17 protein-coding genes are annotated in these 19,187 nt (G+C 66.2%); 9 read left to right on the top strand and 8 right to left on the bottom strand.

All coding sequences use genetic code 11. From position 1 onward, the window contains the following. Positions 1 to 146 precede the first annotated feature (146 nt). On the bottom strand, positions 147 to 959 hold the full coding sequence (locus ARC63_RS06655; protein ID WP_057502846.1) for an APH(6) family putative aminoglycoside O-phosphotransferase: 813 nt from the start codon (positions 957 to 959) through the stop codon (positions 147 to 149). 138 nt (positions 960 to 1,097) lie between these two features. Here ARC63_RS06655 and clpA point away from each other — a divergent pair, with 138 nt between their 5' ends. Beyond that, positions 1,098 to 3,383 (top strand): ATP-dependent Clp protease ATP-binding subunit ClpA, encoded by a 2,286-nt coding sequence (gene clpA, locus ARC63_RS06650; RefSeq protein ID WP_010485852.1) that lies wholly within the window; start codon positions 1,098 to 1,100, stop codon positions 3,381 to 3,383. Between the two features lie 68 nt (positions 3,384 to 3,451). Here clpA and ARC63_RS06645 read toward each other — a convergent pair whose 3' ends face one another. From ARC63_RS06645 to aat, 4 genes are all read right to left on the bottom strand, one after another. After that, on the bottom strand, positions 3,452 to 3,829 hold the full coding sequence (locus ARC63_RS06645) for a hypothetical protein (RefSeq protein ID WP_057502845.1): 378 nt from the start codon (positions 3,827 to 3,829) through the stop codon (positions 3,452 to 3,454). A gap of 129 nt (positions 3,830 to 3,958) precedes the next feature. Beyond that, a complete protein-coding gene (locus ARC63_RS06640) occupies positions 3,959 to 4,231 on the bottom strand; it encodes a hypothetical protein (protein WP_057502844.1) in 273 nt (90 codons plus the stop codon). 171 nt (positions 4,232 to 4,402) lie between these two features. Beyond that, entirely contained in the window at positions 4,403 to 4,621 is a 219-nt protein-coding gene (gene infA / locus ARC63_RS06635) for a translation initiation factor IF-1 (RefSeq protein ID WP_005409596.1), read from the bottom strand. Between the two features lie 86 nt (positions 4,622 to 4,707). Next, positions 4,708 to 5,448, bottom strand: a complete 741-nt coding sequence (aat, locus tag ARC63_RS06630; protein ID WP_057502850.1) for a leucyl/phenylalanyl-tRNA--protein transferase — start codon at positions 5,446 to 5,448, stop codon at positions 4,708 to 4,710. A 72-nt stretch (positions 5,449 to 5,520) separates the two neighbouring features. Here aat and ARC63_RS06625 point away from each other — a divergent pair, with 72 nt between their 5' ends. Beyond that, positions 5,521 to 6,789 (top strand): hypothetical protein, encoded by a 1,269-nt coding sequence (locus ARC63_RS06625; RefSeq protein ID WP_057502843.1) that lies wholly within the window; start codon positions 5,521 to 5,523, stop codon positions 6,787 to 6,789. Positions 6,790 to 6,912: 123 nt separating this feature from the next. On the opposite strand, the gene ARC63_RS06620 is transcribed toward ARC63_RS06625, so the two are convergent. Continuing rightward, positions 6,913 to 8,037, bottom strand: a complete 1,125-nt coding sequence (locus ARC63_RS06620) for a GNAT family N-acetyltransferase (protein WP_057502842.1) — start codon at positions 8,035 to 8,037, stop codon at positions 6,913 to 6,915. Between the two features lie 102 nt (positions 8,038 to 8,139). Beyond that, positions 8,140 to 9,111: a thioredoxin-disulfide reductase gene (gene trxB, locus ARC63_RS06615; protein WP_057502841.1), complete on the bottom strand. Its 972-nt coding sequence runs from the start codon at positions 9,109 to 9,111 to the stop codon at positions 8,140 to 8,142. A 233-nt stretch (positions 9,112 to 9,344) separates the two neighbouring features. On the opposite strand from trxB, the gene ARC63_RS06610 reads away from it, so the two are divergent. The 5 genes from ARC63_RS06610 to ARC63_RS06590 all read left to right on the top strand — a co-directional run bounded on the left by ARC63_RS06610 (position 9,345) and on the right by ARC63_RS06590 (position 16,493). Next, positions 9,345 to 11,705 carry a DNA translocase FtsK gene (locus tag ARC63_RS06610; RefSeq protein ID WP_010485837.1) on the top strand — a complete coding sequence of 787 codons (2,361 nt, stop codon included), beginning with the start codon at positions 9,345 to 9,347 and terminating at the stop codon, positions 11,703 to 11,705. A 39-nt stretch (positions 11,706 to 11,744) separates the two neighbouring features. Beyond that, the gene (locus ARC63_RS06605) at positions 11,745 to 13,688 is read left to right on the top strand and encodes a DUF3857 domain-containing protein (protein ID WP_057502840.1); all 1,944 of its coding nucleotides are present in this window, start codon (positions 11,745 to 11,747) and stop codon (positions 13,686 to 13,688) included. Positions 13,689 to 13,799: 111 nt separating this feature from the next. Further along, on the top strand, positions 13,800 to 14,438 hold the full coding sequence (gene lolA / locus ARC63_RS06600) for an outer membrane lipoprotein periplasmic chaperone LolA (protein WP_057502839.1): 639 nt from the start codon (positions 13,800 to 13,802) through the stop codon (positions 14,436 to 14,438). A gap of 114 nt (positions 14,439 to 14,552) precedes the next feature. Next, positions 14,553 to 15,914 (top strand): replication-associated recombination protein A, encoded by a 1,362-nt coding sequence (locus tag ARC63_RS06595; RefSeq protein ID WP_057502838.1) that lies wholly within the window; start codon positions 14,553 to 14,555, stop codon positions 15,912 to 15,914. Positions 15,915 to 16,103: 189 nt separating this feature from the next. Then, complete coding sequence (locus tag ARC63_RS06590; RefSeq protein ID WP_010485830.1) at positions 16,104 to 16,493, top strand: DUF805 domain-containing protein; 390 nt, start codon at positions 16,104 to 16,106, stop codon at positions 16,491 to 16,493. A gap of 92 nt (positions 16,494 to 16,585) precedes the next feature. Here ARC63_RS06590 and ARC63_RS06585 read toward each other — a convergent pair whose 3' ends face one another. Beyond that, positions 16,586 to 17,422 (bottom strand): class I SAM-dependent methyltransferase, encoded by an 837-nt coding sequence (locus tag ARC63_RS06585; RefSeq protein ID WP_139042390.1) that lies wholly within the window; start codon positions 17,420 to 17,422, stop codon positions 16,586 to 16,588. Positions 17,423 to 17,730: 308 nt separating this feature from the next. Between ARC63_RS06585 and ARC63_RS23420 the strand changes: the two genes are divergently transcribed. Together ARC63_RS23420 and ARC63_RS06570 are read left to right on the top strand one after the other, a co-directional pair. Beyond that, the gene (locus ARC63_RS23420; RefSeq protein WP_158003725.1) at positions 17,731 to 17,958 is read left to right on the top strand and encodes a transposase; all 228 of its coding nucleotides are present in this window, start codon (positions 17,731 to 17,733) and stop codon (positions 17,956 to 17,958) included. A 151-nt stretch (positions 17,959 to 18,109) separates the two neighbouring features. Continuing rightward, positions 18,110 to 19,138 (top strand): alpha/beta hydrolase, encoded by a 1,029-nt coding sequence (locus ARC63_RS06570; protein ID WP_057502835.1) that lies wholly within the window; start codon positions 18,110 to 18,112, stop codon positions 19,136 to 19,138. Positions 19,139 to 19,187: the final 49 nt, after the last annotated feature.

Genomic DNA, 19,187 nt, shown 5'->3' with positions numbered 1-19,187 from the left:
ATGAACCAGCACCCGCTGCTGTGCACGATGGAAAAGGCCTGACCGCCCCCGACCTGTAGAGCTGAGCCGATGCTCGGCTGCTGTTCACCCAGGCATCCAGATCTCTGCCAGCAGCAGCCGAGCGCAGGCTCGGCTCTACAGGTGGATCACCCCTCCGCCAACGCCTCCAGCGCCATACGCGCCACGGCCTCGTCGACCTCGGCGGGGGCGCCGTCATCGCGGAACCAGACTGCCGACAGCCCCGCGCTGGCTGCGATCCAGCGCAGCAGGCGCGTGCGCTCCAGGCCCGCCAGTGCACTGACTTGTTCCAGCCGGGCGGCAAACCGCTCCGGCTGCGTCGCAACGTGGATGCCCGGACCGCACAGGTCCGGGTTGCTGAACAGTGTCGTGTAATCAAAGGCACGATCACCCAGCAACCGCTTCGGGTCGATCGCCAGCCAGCCGCGCGTGCCGAAATCGAGCACGTTGTCGTGGTGCAGGTCGCCATGCAGCGGCCGGATCTCGCGCTCTTCCTGCAGCAACCCCTCCGCCAGTGATCTGCACTGTTCCAGCAGTGGCGGCAGCGCAGCCCTTGGCTGCAGCAGGTCGGCGAACCATCTACGGAGGCAGACCAGTTCCGCTGGCGGCGCGCTCCGTGGCCGGTGCAGCCGCTGCAGGACCTGGCACAGGATCGTGGTGCAGGCGTCATCGTCGCCCTTGATCGAGCGTTGCCGCAGCGAGTCGCCGCCGGCACGCTCGATCAGGATCGCCGGTCCCTCGTGGGCCAGCAGGCGGGCGGCGCCATCGCCCTCCCACCAGCGCAGCAGGCGATGGCTGTTCTGCTCTTCGGTTTCGCTGCTGATCTTCAGCATGGCCGGCTCGCCGGCGATGGTCAGCACCGGCCAGAGCTGGGCATGGGGCGTTTCGATGGCTGCGCCATCACGCCGCAATCGCCAGCGGCTCAGGTAGGGTTCGCTCATGCTGGGCGGGCTGTCCTGGAGTGAATGAAGATCAAGCGATGTGTACTGCTAACGCCATCTGAACGCAGCAATCCGCTAGGGTGATGGAAATCGCGTAGTCAGGCCGCATATTGTCCCCATCTGCCGCCGGAGTAATCCATGTTCAGCAAAGACCTCGAACACACCATCGGCCAGTGCTACAAGCGCGCCCGTGAGGCCCGGCATGAGTTCATGACGGTCGAACACCTGCTGTTGGCACTGCTCGACAACCCGTCCGCCCAGGCCGTACTGAAGGCGTGTGGCGCCGACGCCGAACGCCTGCGCCAGGAGCTGGAGCAGGCCATCGAGGCCTCCGTGTCCCGCCTGGCCGAAGATGACGGCCGCGATACCCAGCCGACCCTGGGCTTCCAGCGCGTGCTGCAGCGGGCCGTGTACCACGTGCAGTCCTCGGGCAAGAAGGAGGTCACCGGCGCCAATGTGCTGGTCGCCATCTTCGGCGAAAAGGACTCCCACGCCGTCTATTACCTCAACCAGCAGGACGTCACCCGGCTGGACGTGGTCAATTACCTGTCCCATGGCATCGCCAAGCTGGGCGAAGAAGGCGAGCAGCCGTCCTCCTCCTCCGAGGGCGAAGGCCGCATTGAAGGCGGGGAGGGCGAGCCGAAGGGCGATGCCCTGACCGAGTTCGCCAGCAACCTCAACGAACAGGCCCGGGCCGGTCGCATCGACCCGCTGGTCGGTCGTGCCGACGAAATCGAGCGCACCATCCAGGTCCTGTGCCGCCGCCGCAAGAACAACCCGCTGTACGTGGGCGAGGCCGGCGTGGGCAAGACCGCGATCGCCGAGGGCCTGGCCCGCCGCATCGTCGAAGGTTCGGTGCCTGAGGTGCTGGCCGATGCGGTGATCTATTCGCTCGATCTGGGCGCACTGGTGGCTGGTACCAAGTACCGTGGTGACTTCGAGAAGCGCCTGAAGAGCGTGCTGACGGCACTGAAGAAGGTGCCCAACGCGGTGCTGTTCATTGACGAGATCCACACCATCATCGGTGCTGGCTCGGCGTCGGGCGGCACCATGGATGCGTCCAACCTGATCAAGCCGGCGCTGGCGTCGGGCGAGCTGCGCTGCATCGGCTCGACCACCTTCCAGGAATATCGTGGCATCTTCGAGAAGGACCGGGCGCTGGCCCGCCGTTTCCAGAAGATCGATATCGTCGAGCCGACGGTGGGCGAGACCTACGAGATCCTGCAGGGCCTGAAGTCCAAGTACGAGCTGCACCACGGCGTCACCTATTCCGACGAGGCGCTGCAGGCCGCGGTGGACCTGTCGGTGAAGCACATCGGCGACCGCCTGCTGCCGGACAAGGCCATCGACGTGATCGACGAGGCTGGCGCCCGCCAGCGCCTGCTGCCGGAAGGCCAGCGCAAGGAGCTGATCGACGTCGAGGAAGTGGAGGCGATCGTCGCCAAGATGGCGCGCATCCCGACCAAGCAGGTCAGCGCCACCGACAAGGATGTGCTGCAGCACCTGGAGCGCAACCTGAAGATGGTGATCTTTGGCCAGGACCCGGCCATCGAGACGCTGTCCTCGGCGATCAAGCTGGCCCGCTCGGGCCTGGGCAATCCGGAAAAGCCGATCGGCAATTTCCTGTTCGCCGGTCCGACCGGTGTCGGCAAGACCGAGGTGACCAAGCAGCTCGCGCTGCAGCTGGGCATCGAGCTGGTCCGCTTCGACATGTCCGAGTACATGGAGCCGCATTCGATCAGCCGCCTGATCGGTGCCCCTCCGGGCTACGTCGGCTTCGACCAGGGCGGCCTGTTGACCGAGAAGATCGTCAAGACGCCGCACTGCGTGCTGCTGCTGGACGAAATCGAGAAGGCGCACCCGGACATCTTCAACATCCTGTTGCAGGTGATGGACCGCGGCGTGCTGACCGATACCAATGGTCGTGAGGCGAACTTCAAGAACGTCGTGCTGGTGATGACCACCAATGCCGGCGCGGCGCAGGCCTCGCGGCGTTCGATCGGCTTCACCAAGCAGGACCATGCCACCGACGCGATGGAGACCATCCGCCGCAGCTTCACCCCGGAATTCCGCAACCGCCTCGACGCGGTGGTGCAGTTCCAGGCGTTGGGCTTCGAGCACATCCTGCGCGTGGTCGACAAGTTCCTGATCGAGCTGGAGATGCTGCTGCAGGACAAGCACGTCAGCCTGTCGGCCACCCCGACCGCGCGCGACTGGCTGGCTCACCACGGCTTCGACCCACTGATGGGTGCGCGCCCGATGGCCCGCGTGATCCAGGACAAGATCAAGCGCCCGCTGGCCGACGAGCTGCTGTTCGGCAAGCTAGTCAACGGTGGCAAGGTCAGCATCGATGTCCGCGACGACGAGCTGGTGGTCGAGACCCAGGCCGAGCCGGAGCGGCTGCTGCCGGTTACGGTGGAGTGAGCTGAAGGCTTGGCGTGAAAGAGTGGAAACAACAAGGGCGGCTTCGGCCGCCCTTGTCCTGTCCGGGGTCAGCGGCTGCGGCGGCGCGCTTCGCGCTTGAACCGCTCGGCATCGATCGGCTCGATGCGCGCGACCTCGCAGCTGCCACGACCGGTGTCCAGAGCGCTTCGGCCCTCGCTGCACAGCTCGCCAGCCTCCTTGCCGTCGGTCCTGAAGCCGAGGCGGGTGGCCAGCACGGCAGAAGGGCAGCTGTTGCGGAAATGCACGACATAGTGGTCTTCGCCGGAGCGAAGCAGGATGTTCTTGTCGGCGCCGGCACGAACGATCTGCTGTTCGCCGGTCAGTGGTACGCACTGCGCCGGTGGGATGTCGGCGGCATGGGCGGATGATGCCAGCAGGGTGACGGCAGACAAAGCCAGGGGGATGAGCAGGGAAGAGAGGTTCATGGCGGGGCAGGGGGCGGCGATCCGGACTGGATCGGATCCCAGGATGCCGCCGCCGCTGCAAATGCGAATCTGCCGCAAGCAGGGCTGACCGACGTCACGGTGAGATCGGTCACGATGACCTTTGGCGCATCAGGCGGCGATCGAACGGAATCCCTGCTGGCGCCCCTGGTTGCCGCCATCCTCGATGACGAATGCGACCGCTTCATGCGGAATGTGCAGTCGCTGCTTGAGTGTGCTGCCCATGTGTGGGACCTCGCGCTGCACGGCCAGATACAGTGGGTGGGATGCGTCCATGCTGGTACAGGCCAGGCAGGGCTGGCCGAACCAGGTGCCGTCCGGGCCCTTGCTGGCGTAGCAGCGGCTGGTGACGGACTGCGGGTCCAGGACGATCAGGTAGGTCATGCGCGCAGCGCCCTCTGTGAAGAACGCGTTGAGTCTAGAGTTCCGGCGCGATGCTGGATTTCAGACAAGGACGAAAATCGGACGATCTCGGTGCCGCGCATTTTCTTCCGCGCACGACAAAGGGCCAGCAGCGAGGCCGGCCCTGTCGGAGTGGCGCACTGCGCCGACCGCTTACTTCATGCGGTAGGTGATACGGCCCTTGGTCAGGTCGTACGGGGTCATTTCAACCTTGACCCGGTCACCGGTGAGGATGCGGATGTAGTTCTTGCGCATGCGGCCGGAGATGTGGGCGATGATTTCGTGCCCATTTTCCAGACGAACGCGGAAAGTGGTGTTCGGCAGCGTCTCGCTGACGGTGCCCTCGAACTCGATGGAATCGTCTTTCGACATGTAGTCCTGTGCGGTTCAGAAAACGGCCACGCTGGGCCTAAGGCGCGGTATTTTACGCGTGATGGGCCCGGCTTGCAAAGTTTGTGTTAACCCCCGGCCAAACGTCGTGCTGGCAAGCGTCCGACCGCCTGGGTCCAGGGGCCTTCACGGCCGTCACGGTGTACGGCCTGACGGACGTGCTCCAGAAAGTCCGCGCGCGGCAGGTGTTCGGCGCCCATCCGCAGCAGGTGCGGATTCTCCACCTGGGCATCGATCAGTTCCCAGCCCCAGTCACTCAGGGTGGATGCGAGGGCGGCCAGGGCGATCTTGGAGCCGCCGCTGGCGCCACTGAACATGCTTTCGCCGAAAAACATCGATCCGATCGCCACCCCATAGATGCCGCCGACCAGCGTCTGCCGGTCCCAGACCTCGAAGGAGTGGGCAAACCCCAGGTCGTGCAGCTGGCTGTAAGCCTCGACCATCGCCGGGCTGATCCACGTACCGTCCTGGCCCGGTCGCGGCGCCGCGGCGCAGGCACGCATCACACGACTGAAAGCGGTGTCGGCGGTGATCTCCCACGTGCTGCCGCGCAATTGGCGGCGGAAGCGGCTGGACAGGTGCACGCCCTCGGTACGGAATACCATGCGCGGGTCCGGCGACCACCACAGGATTGGCTCGCCCTCGCTGAACCAAGGAAAGATACCGCCGGCGTAGGCATTGAGCAGGCGCACCGGATGCAGGTCGCCGCCCACCGCGAGCAGGCCGTCGGGCTGGCGCAGTGCGGTTTCAGCCGGAGGGAAGGGAGCGTCCGGCGCATCGGCCAGGCGCCAGGGCAGCTGGCGGGTCATGCCGCCATTGTATTCGTCGTGGCGGTCGCTGATGTCTGGCACCATCAGCGTCCAACGGCAAGGAGCCCACGCATGAGTGACGCGATCACCGCCATCCTCGATGTGCACGATATCCCGCGCACGCGCAACGACAGCCAGGGCATGCTGCTGGCGCTGGCCACTGAACAGCCCGGCCAGCTCGGTGCGCTGATGCTGCTGGCCCTTGCCCGGCGTTCACCCAGCTCGGCCTTTCTCGACATGGCGCTGGATCTGCTGCCCGACGAAGCGATTGTGCCGGTCTGTGCCGAGGCCTGGCGCCGCTATCGGGATGACGAGCGCGGCGAACTGCTGGCCAGCGTGATCGAATTCACCAGCTACCAGGCGCCGCAGGTGCTGCAGGACGACTGGGAGGCCTTGCTGGCGCTGGCCATCGAAGACGAGCTGCAGCTGGCTTCGCAGGTATGGCAGGGCCTGCCCTCCGTCATTGCCGTGCAGTGGGCGCAGATTCTGGTTGAGGCCGACGACGATCGCGAGATGGCGCGGGCCAGGGCGCTGCTGCTGGCGGCGCAGCCCGAGAGCTATGCCGTTGCCCGCGGCTACCTCGCTGACTGGGGCGCGCTGGATGCTGAGGTCTGGGCGCACTGGGCCGGCGTCGCGGACGGACCGCAGCCGCGGCGCCTGCATGGGGAGCGGCCGCTGCACATCCGCTTCGGCCGCGAGCAGCATCGCGCGCAGCAGGCGGACGAACCGAGCTGGCGCAAGCGCATCTGGCGCCTGCACCCGACCTGGAATGGCGGGCAGGTACAGTACGCCGGGCAGATGGGAGGGCCGCTGGAATCGTTGTGTGGCAGCTGCCATGCACCGCTGCAGCGCCTGCTGCGAACCGACGCTGCCGCGCTGCAGCCGGGCGCGGCGGGTGAGATCACGCTGGGCCTGTGCCTGGACTGCTGCGGCTGGGAAGATCCGCTCGTGCGTTTCTATCGCCACGATGCCAGAGGCCTGCCCAGCTGCTACCCCAGCCGGCGTCTGGAGGTGCCGGCGACGCCGACCGACAGCGGTGACCTGATGCAGGCCGAGGTCGGCCTGGTCGCCATGGACACCATGCGGTGGGAGCAGCAGGACTGGGGCCAGTCAAACCACCGGCAGAACCTGTCGCGCGTGGGCGGCGCACCGAGCTGGGTGCAGAGTGCCTGGTATCCGGCGTGCATCGATTGCGGTGAGGAGATGCCCTTCGTGATGCAGCTGGATTCGACGCTGCCGACCACCGGTGGAGGCGCGCTGCTATGGGGCAGTGGCGGCATGCTCTACACGTTCTGGTGTGCGAAGTGCAGGGTGAGCGGGCATTTCTGGCAGTGCAACTGAGCACAGCGCCATCGCTATTGCTCTGATAGATGCAAACGTCGGTTGGCACGCCTCATTGCCCCGGTAGGTGCCAACCTTGGTTGGCACGCTTTTCCGCACCGCGCAAGTCGAGCAAGCTCGACGCTACGGCTCTGCGCGGAACGGCCCATGCCCCTGCAACTCCTGCTGGTACCGCCGCACACTCTGTCGCTCCTGCCGGCACCAGTCCTGCAGTGCTTCTGCGAAGTCCTTGTCCGCCACCCAGTGTCGGCTGCGCACCAGGGTCGGCAGGAAGCCACGTGCCAGCTTGTGCTCGCCCTGTGCGCCGGGCTCGAAACGGCTCAGGCCTTCGCGCAGGCAGTATTCGATGCCCTGGTAGTAGCAGGCTTCGAAGTGCAGGCCGGGCAGGGTGGCGCCGCCCCAGTAGCGGCCGTACAGCGTATCGCCACCGCGCAGGCACAGCGCCCCGGCAATCGGCTCGCCGTCGTGTTCGGCCAGGAACAGCACCAGCCCGCGGCCCAGTGAAATGGCCAGATGGCGCAGGAAGGCCTCGGTCAGTGCCGGGGCGTTGCCGTACTCGAGGAAGGTCTGCAGATAGAAGCGGTACATCGCCTGCAGGTCGGCGCGGCCGGCCTCGTCGCCATGTACCACGCGGAAGGTGATTCCCTGGCGGGCGACTTTGGCCCGTTCCTGGCGGATGTTCTTGCGATGCTTGTGGTCCATCGCAGCGAGGAACTGGTCGAACGTCGCCCAGTCACCCGGATTCTGCCATTGGAACTGCACGTCCTCGCGCAGCAGCCAGTCGTCATCGAACAGAGCCTCATCGCTGGCGGTGTGGAAGTTGATATGGGCCGAGGATACGTGCAGCGCGGGCAGCGCCTCGCGCAATGCCGACAGCAGCGCGATGCGCCCTGAATCGTGACGGGCCAGCAACCGCGGGCCGGTGACCGGCGAGTACGGCACCGCGCCCAGCCACTTCGGATAGTAGTCGCGGCCGTGGCGGGCATACGCGTTGGCCCAGGCATGGTCGAACACGAACTCGCCGTGCGAATTGGTCTTCAGGTAACCCGGAATGGCGCCGACCAGCGTGCCGCCCTCCCACAGCGTGAAGTGCCGGGGCTGCCAGCCCCAGTCCTCGCGCAGGCAACCGTGCTGTTCAAGTCCGGAAAGGAAGGCGTGGCTGACGAAGGGGTTGCGGCCGTCGTGCAGGGCATCCCAGTCGGTCGCGGCAATGGACTGCAGGGAGTCGAGGAAGCGGGGGGAAGACATGGGGGAAGGATAGGGCAGATGAAACAGAAAGGCCGACGCACTGGCGTCGGCCTATCATCCGGAGTCGGGCCTGGCTCGACCCTGCAGGAGCGGGTCAGCCTCTCAGCTGGCCTTGCCCTGGGCGTCCAGGTAGCGCTCGGCATCCAGTGCGGCCATGCAGCCGAAGCCGGCCGAGGTGATCGCCTGGCGGTAGTGCTGGTCGGCCACGTCGCCGGCGGCGAACACGCCTTCCACCGACGTCTGCGTGGCATTGCCACCCAGGCCCGAGCGGATCTCCAGGTAGCCGTTGTTCATCGCCAGCTGGCCGTCGAACAGGGTGGTGTTCGGGTGATGGCCGATGGCCACGAAAAAGCCGTGGGCATCGATGTCGCGGGTGCTGCCGTCCAGGGTGGACTTCACGCGCACACCGGTCACGCCGGCGTCGTTGCCCAGCACTTCCTCCACCTGGTGGTGCCAGACGGTCTCGATCTTGCCTTCGGCCACCTTCTTGAACAGCTTGTCCTGCATGATCTTTTCCGCCTTCAGGGTGTCGCGGCGGTGGACCAGGTAGACCTTGCGGGCGATGTTGGACAGGTACAGGGCCTCTTCCACGGCGGTGTTGCCGCCGCCGACCACGACCACGTCCTGGTCGCGGTAGAAGAAGCCGTCACAGGTGGCGCAGGCGGACACGCCGCGGCCCTTGAACTCGTCCTCGGTCGCGATGCCCAGGTACTTGGCGGTGGCGCCAGTGGCGATGATCAGTGCGTCGCAGGTGTACTCGTGGCTGTCGCCGATCAGCTTGAACGGGCGCTGCGACAGGTCGGCGGTGTGGATATGGTCGAAGATGACCTCGGTTTCGAAGCGCTCGGCGTGCGCCTGCATGCGCGCCATCAGGTCCGGGCCCATCAGGCCGTGGGCGTCACCCGGCCAGTTGTCCACCTCGGTGGTGGTCATCAGCTGGCCGCCCTGCTGCAGGCCGGTGATGACGACCGGCTTCAGGTTGGCGCGGGCGGCGTAGACGGCGGCGGTCCAACCGGCCGGGCCGGAACCGAGGATGACGAGGCGCTGGTGGCGGGAGGGCAGGCTGGTGCTCATGTAAACTCGCGAAAAGGTAGATGGGACAAGGCGCTGGCGATATTTGCGCAGCATCCGTGGCAGGTCATAGAGTGGCGGCTGGGGCAGGGCGATTCAAGCCGATGAACAGAACGCCGTCATCCGGCGATGGTTCCGGCGCTCTGAACGCCCTGTCAGATGTCGCATAACTGAAAACTGACGCCGTCTCATTTATTATCAATCACTAACAGCGCATTCCAAAGGTATGGTCTAAGGTGGCGAAACAGGTCCCCGAACGCTCCAAGTCCGACGACAGCAAGGCGTCACGTCGCACGGCCGCGGCGGCGACGACCGACAATCCACGCCGCCAGCGCCTCTGGCGCGATCTTGGCCTGATCGCCATCGCGCCGGCCCTGCTGTACCTGGCGGCCAGTCTGTTCACGTATTCAGCGACGGACCCGGGCTGGTCGCATACCGGCAGCGTGGTCGCGCCGGTGCACAACCTCGGCGGTCGCGCCGGGGCCTGGATCGCCGACGTGCTGCTGCAGCTGTTCGGCTACATCGCCTTCCTGCTGCCGGTGGTGCTGGGCGCGCTGGCGTGGATCGCCATGTTCGGCCTCAAGCGCGAGAGCAAGGGCGAGAACGACCTGGACCCGGCGCTGCGCCTGGTCGGCCTGGTCGGCTTCCTGATCGCCGGGACCGGCTTCCTGCACGTGCGCCTGTTCAGTGGCGATGTCTCCAGTGCCGGCGGCATCCTTGGCAAGCTGGTCGGCAATTCGCTCACGGTGGGCTTCGGCGCGCTGGGCGCGAACCTGTTCGTGCTGGTGCTGCTGCTGGCCTCGATCACCCTTGCCACCGGGCTGTCCTGGTTCACGGTGATGGAGAAGATCGGCCGCGGCGTGATGTCGCTGGCGCCGCTGCTGGCGCGCAAGAAGGAAGAAGTCACCGAGTGGCAGCAGACGCGGGTGATGCGCGAGGAGCGCCAGGAAGTGCGCAAGGCCGACGCCGAGGTGCGTGCCAAGCGCGAGCCGGTGAAGATCGAGCCGCGCCCGGAACCGGTGATCGAGAAGAGTGATCGGGCCAAGCGCGACACGCAGATCCCGATGTTCCGTGGCGTCAACGGCGACGGCTCGGACCTGCCGCCGTTGGCCCTGCTGGACGACCCCAAGCCGCAGCCGGTGGGCTACGACAAGGAAACCCTGGACGCGCTGTCGCGGCAGATCGAGTTCAAGCTGAAGGACTTCCGCATCGACGCTCAGGTGGTCGGCGCCAACCCTGGCCCGGTCATTACCCGCTTCGAGATCGAGCCCGCGCCGGGCATCAAGGTCAGCCAGATCAGTTCGCTCGACAAGGACATCGCGCGTGGCCTGTCGGTGAAGTCGGTGCGCGTGGTGGACGTGATTCCGGGCAAGTCGGTGATCGGCCTGGAAATTCCCAACGTCACCCGCGAGATGATCTACCTCTCCGAGCTGCTGCGTTCCAAGGAGTACGACAAGTCGGCCAGCGTGCTGACCTTGGCGCTGGGCAAGGACATCGCTGGCCGCTCGACTGTGGCAGACCTGGCGCGCATGCCGCACCTGCTGGTGGCCGGTACCACCGGTTCGGGCAAGTCGGTGGCGGTCAACGCGATGGTGCTGAGCCTGCTGTTCAAGGCCTCGCCGAAAGACCTGCGGATGCTGATGATCGACCCGAAGATGCTCGAACTGAGCGTCTACCAGGGCATTCCGCACCTGCTGGCGCCGGTGGTCACCGACATGAAGGAGGCCGCCAACGGCCTGCGCTGGTGCGTGGCCGAGATGGAGCGCCGCTACAAGCTGATGAGCGCGGTCGGCGTGCGCAACCTGGCCGGCTTCAACAAGAAGGTGAAGGAAGCCCAGGACGCCGGCCAGCCGCTGATGGACCCGCTGTTCAAGCCGAACCCCGAGCTGGGCGAGGCGCCGCGCCCGCTGGAGACGCTGCCGTTCATCGTCATCTTCATCGACGAATTCGCCGACATGATGATGATCGTCGGCAAGAAGGTGGAAGAGCTGATCGCGCGCCTGGCACAGAAGGCGCGTGCGGCCGGCATCCACCTGATCCTGGCCACGCAGCGCCCGTCGGTGGACGTGATCACCGGCCTGATCAAGGCCAACATTCCGACGCGCATCGCCTTCCAGGTCAGCTCCAAGATCGACTCGCGCACCATCCTCGACCAGTCCGGCGCGGAAACCCTGCTCGGCCACGGCGACATGCTGTACCTGCCGCCGGGCACCGCGCTGCCCGAGCGCGTGCATGGTGCGTTCGTGTCCGACGATGAAGTGCATCGCGTGGTCGAGCACCTCAAGGCGATGGGCCCGGCCGACTATGTCGACGGCGTGCTGGACGAAGTGCAGACGATGGGCGACGGCGTGGTCGTCGGCGCCACCGGACTGCCGGAGAACAGTTCGTCCGGCGACGAGTCCGACCCGTTGTATGACGAGGCCCTGCGGGTGGTGACCGAGACCCGCCGCGCCTCGATCTCCGGCGTGCAGCGCCGGCTGAAGATCGGCTACAACCGTGCAGCGCGACTGATCGAGGCCATGGAAGCGGCCGGCGTGGTCAGTTCGCCCGAGCACAACGGCGACCGCACGGTGCTGGCTCCGCCGCCGCCGAAGTAAGACCCGACGTATCCCCCACGACGTCCAAGGAACCGACGCATGCTTCACCCCGTACCAAGCGCGCTGGCACTGGCGCTGGCAGCCTTCCTGGCTGCCGGCCCGGCACTGGCAGACACCGCCACCTCCGCGCCCGCCACGGCGCCGCCTTCCACCAGCGGCGATACCGAAGCCAGCAATAATTTCAGCATTGTCCGTTACCGCGCCGACTACCAGGTGCGGCCGGATGCGGGCAATGTGCAGACCGAAACCTACGAAGTCCTGCTGAAGACCAAGGCGTCCGTCGAGCAGTTCAGCCAGGTGCGGCTGAGCTACAGCGAGAAGATGGAGACGCTGGAAGTACTCGGCGCCTACACCATCACCGCCGACGGCCAGCGCCGCGACGTGCCGGCCGACCGCATCTACACCCAGGAGAGCTACTCCAGCGCCTCGGCGGCGATGTATGCCGACCGCAAGGTGCGGGTGATCGTATTCCCGAACCTGGCCCCGGGCACGCGCCTGTACTACCAGGTGCGCCGCACCCAGGTCACGCCGTACTTCCCGGGCTACTTTGGCCTGTGGGAAACCTTCAACGTCTTCACCGAGTACGAGGACGCTGAGGTCACCCTGAGTGCGCCGGCCAACCTGCCGATGTTCGTCGACAGCCGCGGCGTGCAGGGCAGCGATCGCCCGACAGTGAAGAATGGCCAAGCGCACTGGCGCTGGCGCTACCAGCGTCGCGAAGCCATGCCGGCACAGAACTGGTCGGCGGCGGGCTGGGAGTTCGGTCCGAACATCATGGCCAGCACGTATCGTGACTGGTCGCAGATGGGGCGCGCCTACCAGCTCAAGGCTGGCCCGGCGGCGCAGGTCACGCCGGAACTGCAGGCGCTGGCAGACGAAATCACGACGGGCATCAGCGACCGTCGCGAGCAGGCTGATGCGCTGTACCGCTGGGTGGCGCAGAACATCCGCTATGTGGCGGTGTACCTGGGCAATGGTGGCCTGGAACCGAACAGCGCGCAGAGCATCCTCGACAACCACTACGGCGACTGCAAAGATCACGTGACGATCCTCGAGGCGCTGCTGGCGGCCAAGGGCATCGCCAGCTCGCCGGTGCTGATCGGTGCGGGCGGCGGCCCGACGCTGCCGAAGATTCCGGTGCTGGGCCGCTTCAACCACGCCATCACCTACATCCCCGAATTCGATCTGTACCTCGATTCGACCACCGCGTGGGCGCGCTTCGGGCAGTTGCCGGAAGGTGACCTGGGCGCCCCGGTGATGCGTACCCGTGACGCCACGCTGGCACGCACCCCGGCCAACACGCCGGAGCGCAACGCCACCTCGATGGAAGTGCGCTTCACCTTCGACGCCAACGGCAACCTGCGCGGTGAGACGATCCCGAAGCTGGGCGAGAACGCCGAGATCGGTATGCGCGCCCAGTTCTCCCAGCTCAACGCGCAGAACCGTGCGCGCGCTGAAGAGCAGATCATGGCCGCCTCCGGTTTCGACGGGCGAGGGCAGCTGCAGATCCAGGGTGTGCCGGTCGACCTGACCCGGCCGTTCGGCTACCGCATGGCGTTCCAGGCCGAGGATTACGCCGACTTCAGCGTGGCCGGCGGCATGGCCGTGCCGGATCCGCCGGGTGGCGAGTCGGTGCGTGGCTTGTACGCTACCGCCTCGGCGCCGGCCAACGAGACGCCGTTCTACTGCAATGCCAGCCTGCGCGAGGAGACCTACCGCCTGCAGTTCCCGGCCAACGCGCCGATCATCGCCATCCCGGCCAGCCAGCGATTCGCCAACGCCGCCGGCGAGTACCGCGTGGACTGGAGCCGCGAAGGGCAGGAGGTGATCGTGCACCACCGGTTGCAGCAGAATGCGGTGCGCGGCCCGGAGGCATTGTGCCAGCCGCGGGATTATCCGGCGTTCCGCGCGCTGTATCGCGAAGTGCGGCGCGGCTTCCGTGGCCAGGTGCTGTACGGCAAGCTGCCGGCATCCGGCGGCTGAATCGCCGATGGACGTTCAGGGCGGCATAATGTCGCCCTGATCGCCCATTCATCTTTCCCCGGGCACACTGGCAACCACCTTTCCTGGCGCCCGCGCCCACAGGATTTCCGCATGAACTTCCGCTTCCGCCGTTTTCTTGCCGCCACCACCCTGGCCGCAGCCTGCGCCGCCGCCGGCAGCGCCTGGGCCGGTGCCCGCGACGACCTGAAGACCTTCACCAGCGGCCTGAAGGGCCTGGATGGCCAGTTCAGCCAGCAGGTGTTCGACAGCCGTGGCAAGGTGAAGGAATCGACCAGCGGCCGCGTGGCCCTGTCGGCGCCGCGCCTGTTCCGCTGGGAGTACGTGCGCCCGCACGAACAGCTGATCGTGGCCGACGGCAAGAAGGTCTGGATGTACGAGCCGGACCTGGAACAGGCCACTGTGCGCGAGCAGGGCAAGGAAGAGCAGAACAGCCCGCTGACCGCGCTGATCAACCCCGCGTTGCTGGAGCAGCAGTACGACGTCAGCGAAGAGGCCGCGCAGCGTGACGGCCTGCAGTGGCTGTCACTGTCGCCGAAGCGCGAGACCGAAGCCAGCTTCCAGTACGCCGCGCTGGGTTTCAACGCCCAGGGCCTGGCCAGGATGGAAATCACCGACGCGGTCGGCCAGCGCACCGTGATCAGCTTCACTGGCTGGAAGCGCAACCCGGGCTTCGCCGCCGGCACCTTCAGCTTCACCCCGCCGAAGGGCACCGACGTCATCGGTAATTGATCTGCGGGCGGCAACGCTTTGGTGGGTGTCAACCTTGGTTGACACGCTCTTGATCTGCCGGCCAGCGGCCGGCACTACCGGAATCGTGGTCACCCGGCGCGGTACAATGGCCGCGTGGCAAGACATCGTTCAACTTCCTTCCCCGGCCCCGATCTGCTGAGCGTCGATCGGGATCACCTGCGCCCGCTGGCCGAGCGCATGCGCCCGCGCACCCTGGACGAAATGGTCGGGCAGAAGCGCCTGCTGGCGCCGGAGAGTGCGCTGCGCCGCGCGGTCGAATCCGGGCGCGTGCATTCGATGATCCTGTGGGGGCCGCCCGGCTGCGGCAAGACCACGCTGGCGTTGCTGCTGGCCGAGTACTCCGACGCTGAATTCCGTGCCATCTCCGCGGTGCTGTCCGGCCTGCCGGAGGTGCGCCAGGTGCTGGCCGAGGCCGCTCAGCGCTTCGCCGAAGGCCGTCGCACCGTGCTGTTCGTGGACGAGGTGCATCGCTTCAACAAGGCGCAGCAGGATGCGTTCCTGCCGCACATTGAACGCGGCACGATCCTGTTCGTCGGTGCCACCACCGAGAATCCGTCGTTCGAACTGAACTCCGCGCTGCTGTCGCGTTGCCGCGTGCATGTGCTGGAAGCGGTTTCGCCAACCGATATCGTCGAGGCGCTGGAACGTGCACTGGGTGACCGCGAGCGGGGCTTGGGCGAAGAGGGCATCGAGGTCGCGCCGGAACTGCTGCTGGAAATCGCTACCGCTGCCGATGGTGATGTGCGCCGTGCGCTGACGTTGCTGGAAATTGCCGCCGAGCTGGCGGGCGGGGAGGGTGGCCGCATCACGCTGCAGACCCTGACCCAGGTGCTGGCCGACCGCACCCGCCGTTTCGACAAGGGCGGGGAGCAGTTCTATGACCAGATCTCGGCGCTGCACAAGTCGGTACGCAGCTCCAATCCTGATGCCGCGCTGTACTGGCTGACCCGCATGCTCGATGGAGGCTGCGATCCGTCTTACCTGGCGCGTCGGCTGACCCGCATGGCCATCGAGGACATCGGCCTGGCCGATCCGCGCGCACAGAGCATGGCGCTGGAGGCCTGGGACATCTACGAACGCTTGGGCAGCCCGGAAGGCGAGCTCGCCTTCGCCCAGCTGGTGCTGTACTTGGCCAGCACCGCCAAGTCGAATGCGGGCTACGCCGCGTTCAACCAGGCCAAGGCCGACGTGCGCGAAAGCGGCACCGAAGAAGTGCCGCTGCACCTGCGCAATGCGCCGACCAAGCTGATGAAGGAGCTCGGCTACGGCGCCGAGTACCAGTACGACCACGACGCCGAAGGCGGCATCGCGCTGGACCAGACCGGTTTCCCGGATGCGATGGGCGAACGCGTGTACTACAACCCGGTACCGCGTGGCCTGGAGATCAAGCTGAAGGAAAAGTTGGATCGGCTGCGCGCCGAGCGCGAAGCGGCGCGGGCCGCGAAGGGCCGCTGACCCGGCTTCTGTAGAGTCGAGCCATGCTCGACTTCGCTCTTGCATGGGCTTACAGGTACCTCTTGGAACAGCAGCCGAGCATGGATCGGCTCTACAGGAGTAATGGCAGTCGAGCATGGTTCGTCGCCACATTGTCCTGCGCGCGTGCATTTGGCACACTGCGCGGCTACTTTTTCAAGGATCGATGCCGTGCAGGAAATGATTCTGCCGTTGAAGCGCTACGCCCAGTTCGAGGGACGTGCCAACCGCCGCGAATACTGGATGTACCAGTTGTTCCTGTTCCTGGTCGCAACGGCAGTGATGCTGCTGGCCGGTGTGCTGGCGATCCTCCTGCGCAACAGTGCTGATGCGCTGGCCGGCATCCTGATTGGCATGGTGGTGCTGCTGTGTGTGATGTGGCTGGTCACGATCGTGCCGCTGATCGCGGTGACCGTGCGCCGCCTGCATGACTGCAACCAGTCGGGCTGGCTGTTCCTGCTGGCGCTGGTGCCGGGCGGCGGGATCGTGATCATGATCTTCTCGCTGCTGCCGGGCACGCCGCAGGAGAATGTGTATGGTCCGGTGCCGTCCGGGCCCTGACACTGCGTGAGTCGCACACGGCCCGACGCTACGGAACAGGTGAACGAAGCCGGCATAGCGCCGGCTTCGTTGTTTTCGAGCTGCTGCCAGCGCTATGCCGCGCGCGCCGTTATGGGCAGCCCCAGCGGGCTCTCGTGGATGATGCCCCATTGCGGGTACTGGCTGTGGTGCAGCTTGACGTCGACAAAGCCTGCTTCCTCCAGCAGTCGCACCAGATGGGGATACGAAAAGATCCTCAGTTCCAGGGTCGAGCCGTCACCGCCATGGAAGCACAAGTTGGAGAATCGCTGTTCCCTGCCGTCCAGGGTGATGTTCACAAGGATCCGATCCGCACCCTTGCCTTCGATCCGGTAGTCGTTGAGCTCCGGGAAGTGCTCGATCGTGACGTCGTGAAAGCCGTACGGAACGGAAAGTACGAGAAGCCCGCCCGGCTTCAGCAATGCCCGCAGGTTTCCGAGCGTGCGCTCGCAGGGCCCATCCACGTGTTCCAGCACATCGGAGCTGACAACAAAGTCATATTTTCCCAGGTAGTGTGCGGCCGGCTGCCGGATGTCCAGCATGGGGCGCTTGTGGAAGTAGGTGTTGATGTAATCGAACTTGCGCCGCAGGGCATTGGCGTAGATATGGGCGTCGGTCATGCCGATTCCCTTGATCTGTCCGCGCCTGGGGATCCGCTCAAGCGGGCGGATCTCCTGCCCTTCGTCCGTTTCCGACTGCAGGGCTGCCATGAGGGCACGGAAGCGCAGGGTGGATCCGCAGCCAATACAACTGCGGGTTTCCCTCTCGGCGATGGCCTCGCGGGATGCTCGCAGGCGGAAGCCGCAGATGTTGCAGGCTGGCCTCTCGCTGGTCGGGATGCTGACGGGGAAGACATGCGGGCGAATCGTGTCGAGCCCTTTTCGGGCAAGGCTGCGGCAAATGGCGTACACGCTGTGACAGTCCCTGTTGTCTTGATACCGCCTAGCTTGCCGTATGCCTGTGGCGCGAATCCAGCCTGCCTTTTGCGCCGAGGCCCCTCAGTTGGCTGCAGGGGCGCCAAATGCGACTCCCGAAGGGGGCCAACAGATCCGGGCAGCTGCCAGATTGAGAATAAATGAGACGGGCGCAATTGAGCGTTGCCGCGATCTTCACCTGGGGGGGGGGCTGCCGCAACGCGCGCGCACTGCCGGCCGTGGGGCCGCTGCAGTCCTTCCTGCCTGTCCCAATCATGAAACTACAGCCGCTTGCGAGCAGCCGCATGAGCGAACTGCAATGGAGCGAGGTCAAACGCCTCCTGCCGCCCGCGTTGCGCGCACGCGTGGACAACCGGGGCGACGCCTATCGGCAATTCATCGAGGCCGTATTCTGGGTCGCGAGAGGGAATGCACCCTGGGCCAGCATCCCCGAAGAAGCGGGGCCGTGGTGGCCGATCCACGTCCGTTGTGTCCGCTGCGGGCAGCGTTGTCCGTATCCGCCGCGGGACTGATGCTATTACCGAGAGAGACATGCGCTGGCGGCCCCGATCTCCCGCGCATGATACACAGCGTGACGTTCGATCGATGTGATAATCATTCGCGTTTAAGGTAGACTGCGGTCCCTTGTGAACCGGCGGCCCTGGGCCGCTTCTGCCGCCGCTGATGAAGCATTTCGTCCCGCCTTCGCGCCGTGGTCTGCTGGCCCGCGGCCTGGCCGCCTTGATGATGGGTCTGCTCCTGGCCACCCCGTATGCCTATGCACAGCAGCGCAATCCGCTGCAGAAGATCGGCCACACCGTGCTCGACGAGCCGGCGGCCAGCTACCGCTTCGAGCATTTCGTGGTGGACAGCCCGGACCGGCAGCGCCGTTGGCGGGTGAACCTGGCAATCCCGGCCAAGGCCGGCAAGACACCCTCCCCGGTGTTGTACGCACTGGACGGCAACGCCGTGGCCATGGTCCTGGATCAGCCGTTGCTGGCCGAGCTGGCCGCGCGCAAGGCGCCGCCGGTGCTGGTGCTGATCGGCTACGACAACGACCTGCGCATCGATTCCAAGGCGCGCACCCGCGACTACACCGCGTGGATCGACCGTGCCGACGACGAGAGCGGTACAACCCAGGCGGTCGGTGGTGGTGCCGCGGCCTTCCTGGATGTGATCGAGCGCCGCATCAAGCCGGAAGTCGAGCGCCGCGCACGCATCGATACGCAGCAGCAAGCACTGTGGGGGCACTCGTTGGGCGGGCTGTTCGTGCTCAATGCGCTGTACACCCGTCCCGCCGCCTTCCAGTCCTATCTGGCCGCCAGCCCGTCGCTGTGGTGGAGCCAGGGCGCGGCGCTGGGTGATCCGGAACAGCAGTTCGTGCAGAACGTGCACGGCCAGCCGGCAAAGCTCTGGCTGATGCTGGGCGGCGCCGAGCGCGTCGGTGATCGCGGCAAGCGCGACATGAACAACCCGCGCGTGGTCGCGCACCTGCGTCGCATCGGCGGCGCCACCCCCGATGCGGCGATGCAATTGTCCGAGCGGCTGGGCAAGGTGCCGGGCCTGAGCGTGCAGTACCGCGAGTTCGACGGCCTCGGTCACGGCCCGATGCTGCCCGCGTCGTTCCACGCTGCGCTGCATGAGCTGTACGGCGTGACTGACCGCAGCGCCGGCGATGGCGTGCCCAATGGCGGTGACAACGCCGCCGAGTGAATCCCTTCGCACGCGATGCCGTGCGACCCCACTACCCAGGCGAGGCTGC

Origin of the sequence: Stenotrophomonas geniculata ATCC 19374 = JCM 13324 (assembly GCF_001431625.1) — a bacterium.
GTDB classification, from domain to species: domain Bacteria; phylum Pseudomonadota; class Gammaproteobacteria; order Xanthomonadales; family Xanthomonadaceae; genus Stenotrophomonas; species Stenotrophomonas geniculata.
The sequence above is the reverse complement of the archived record's forward strand: the minus strand, read 5'-3'. Positions and strand labels throughout refer to the sequence as shown.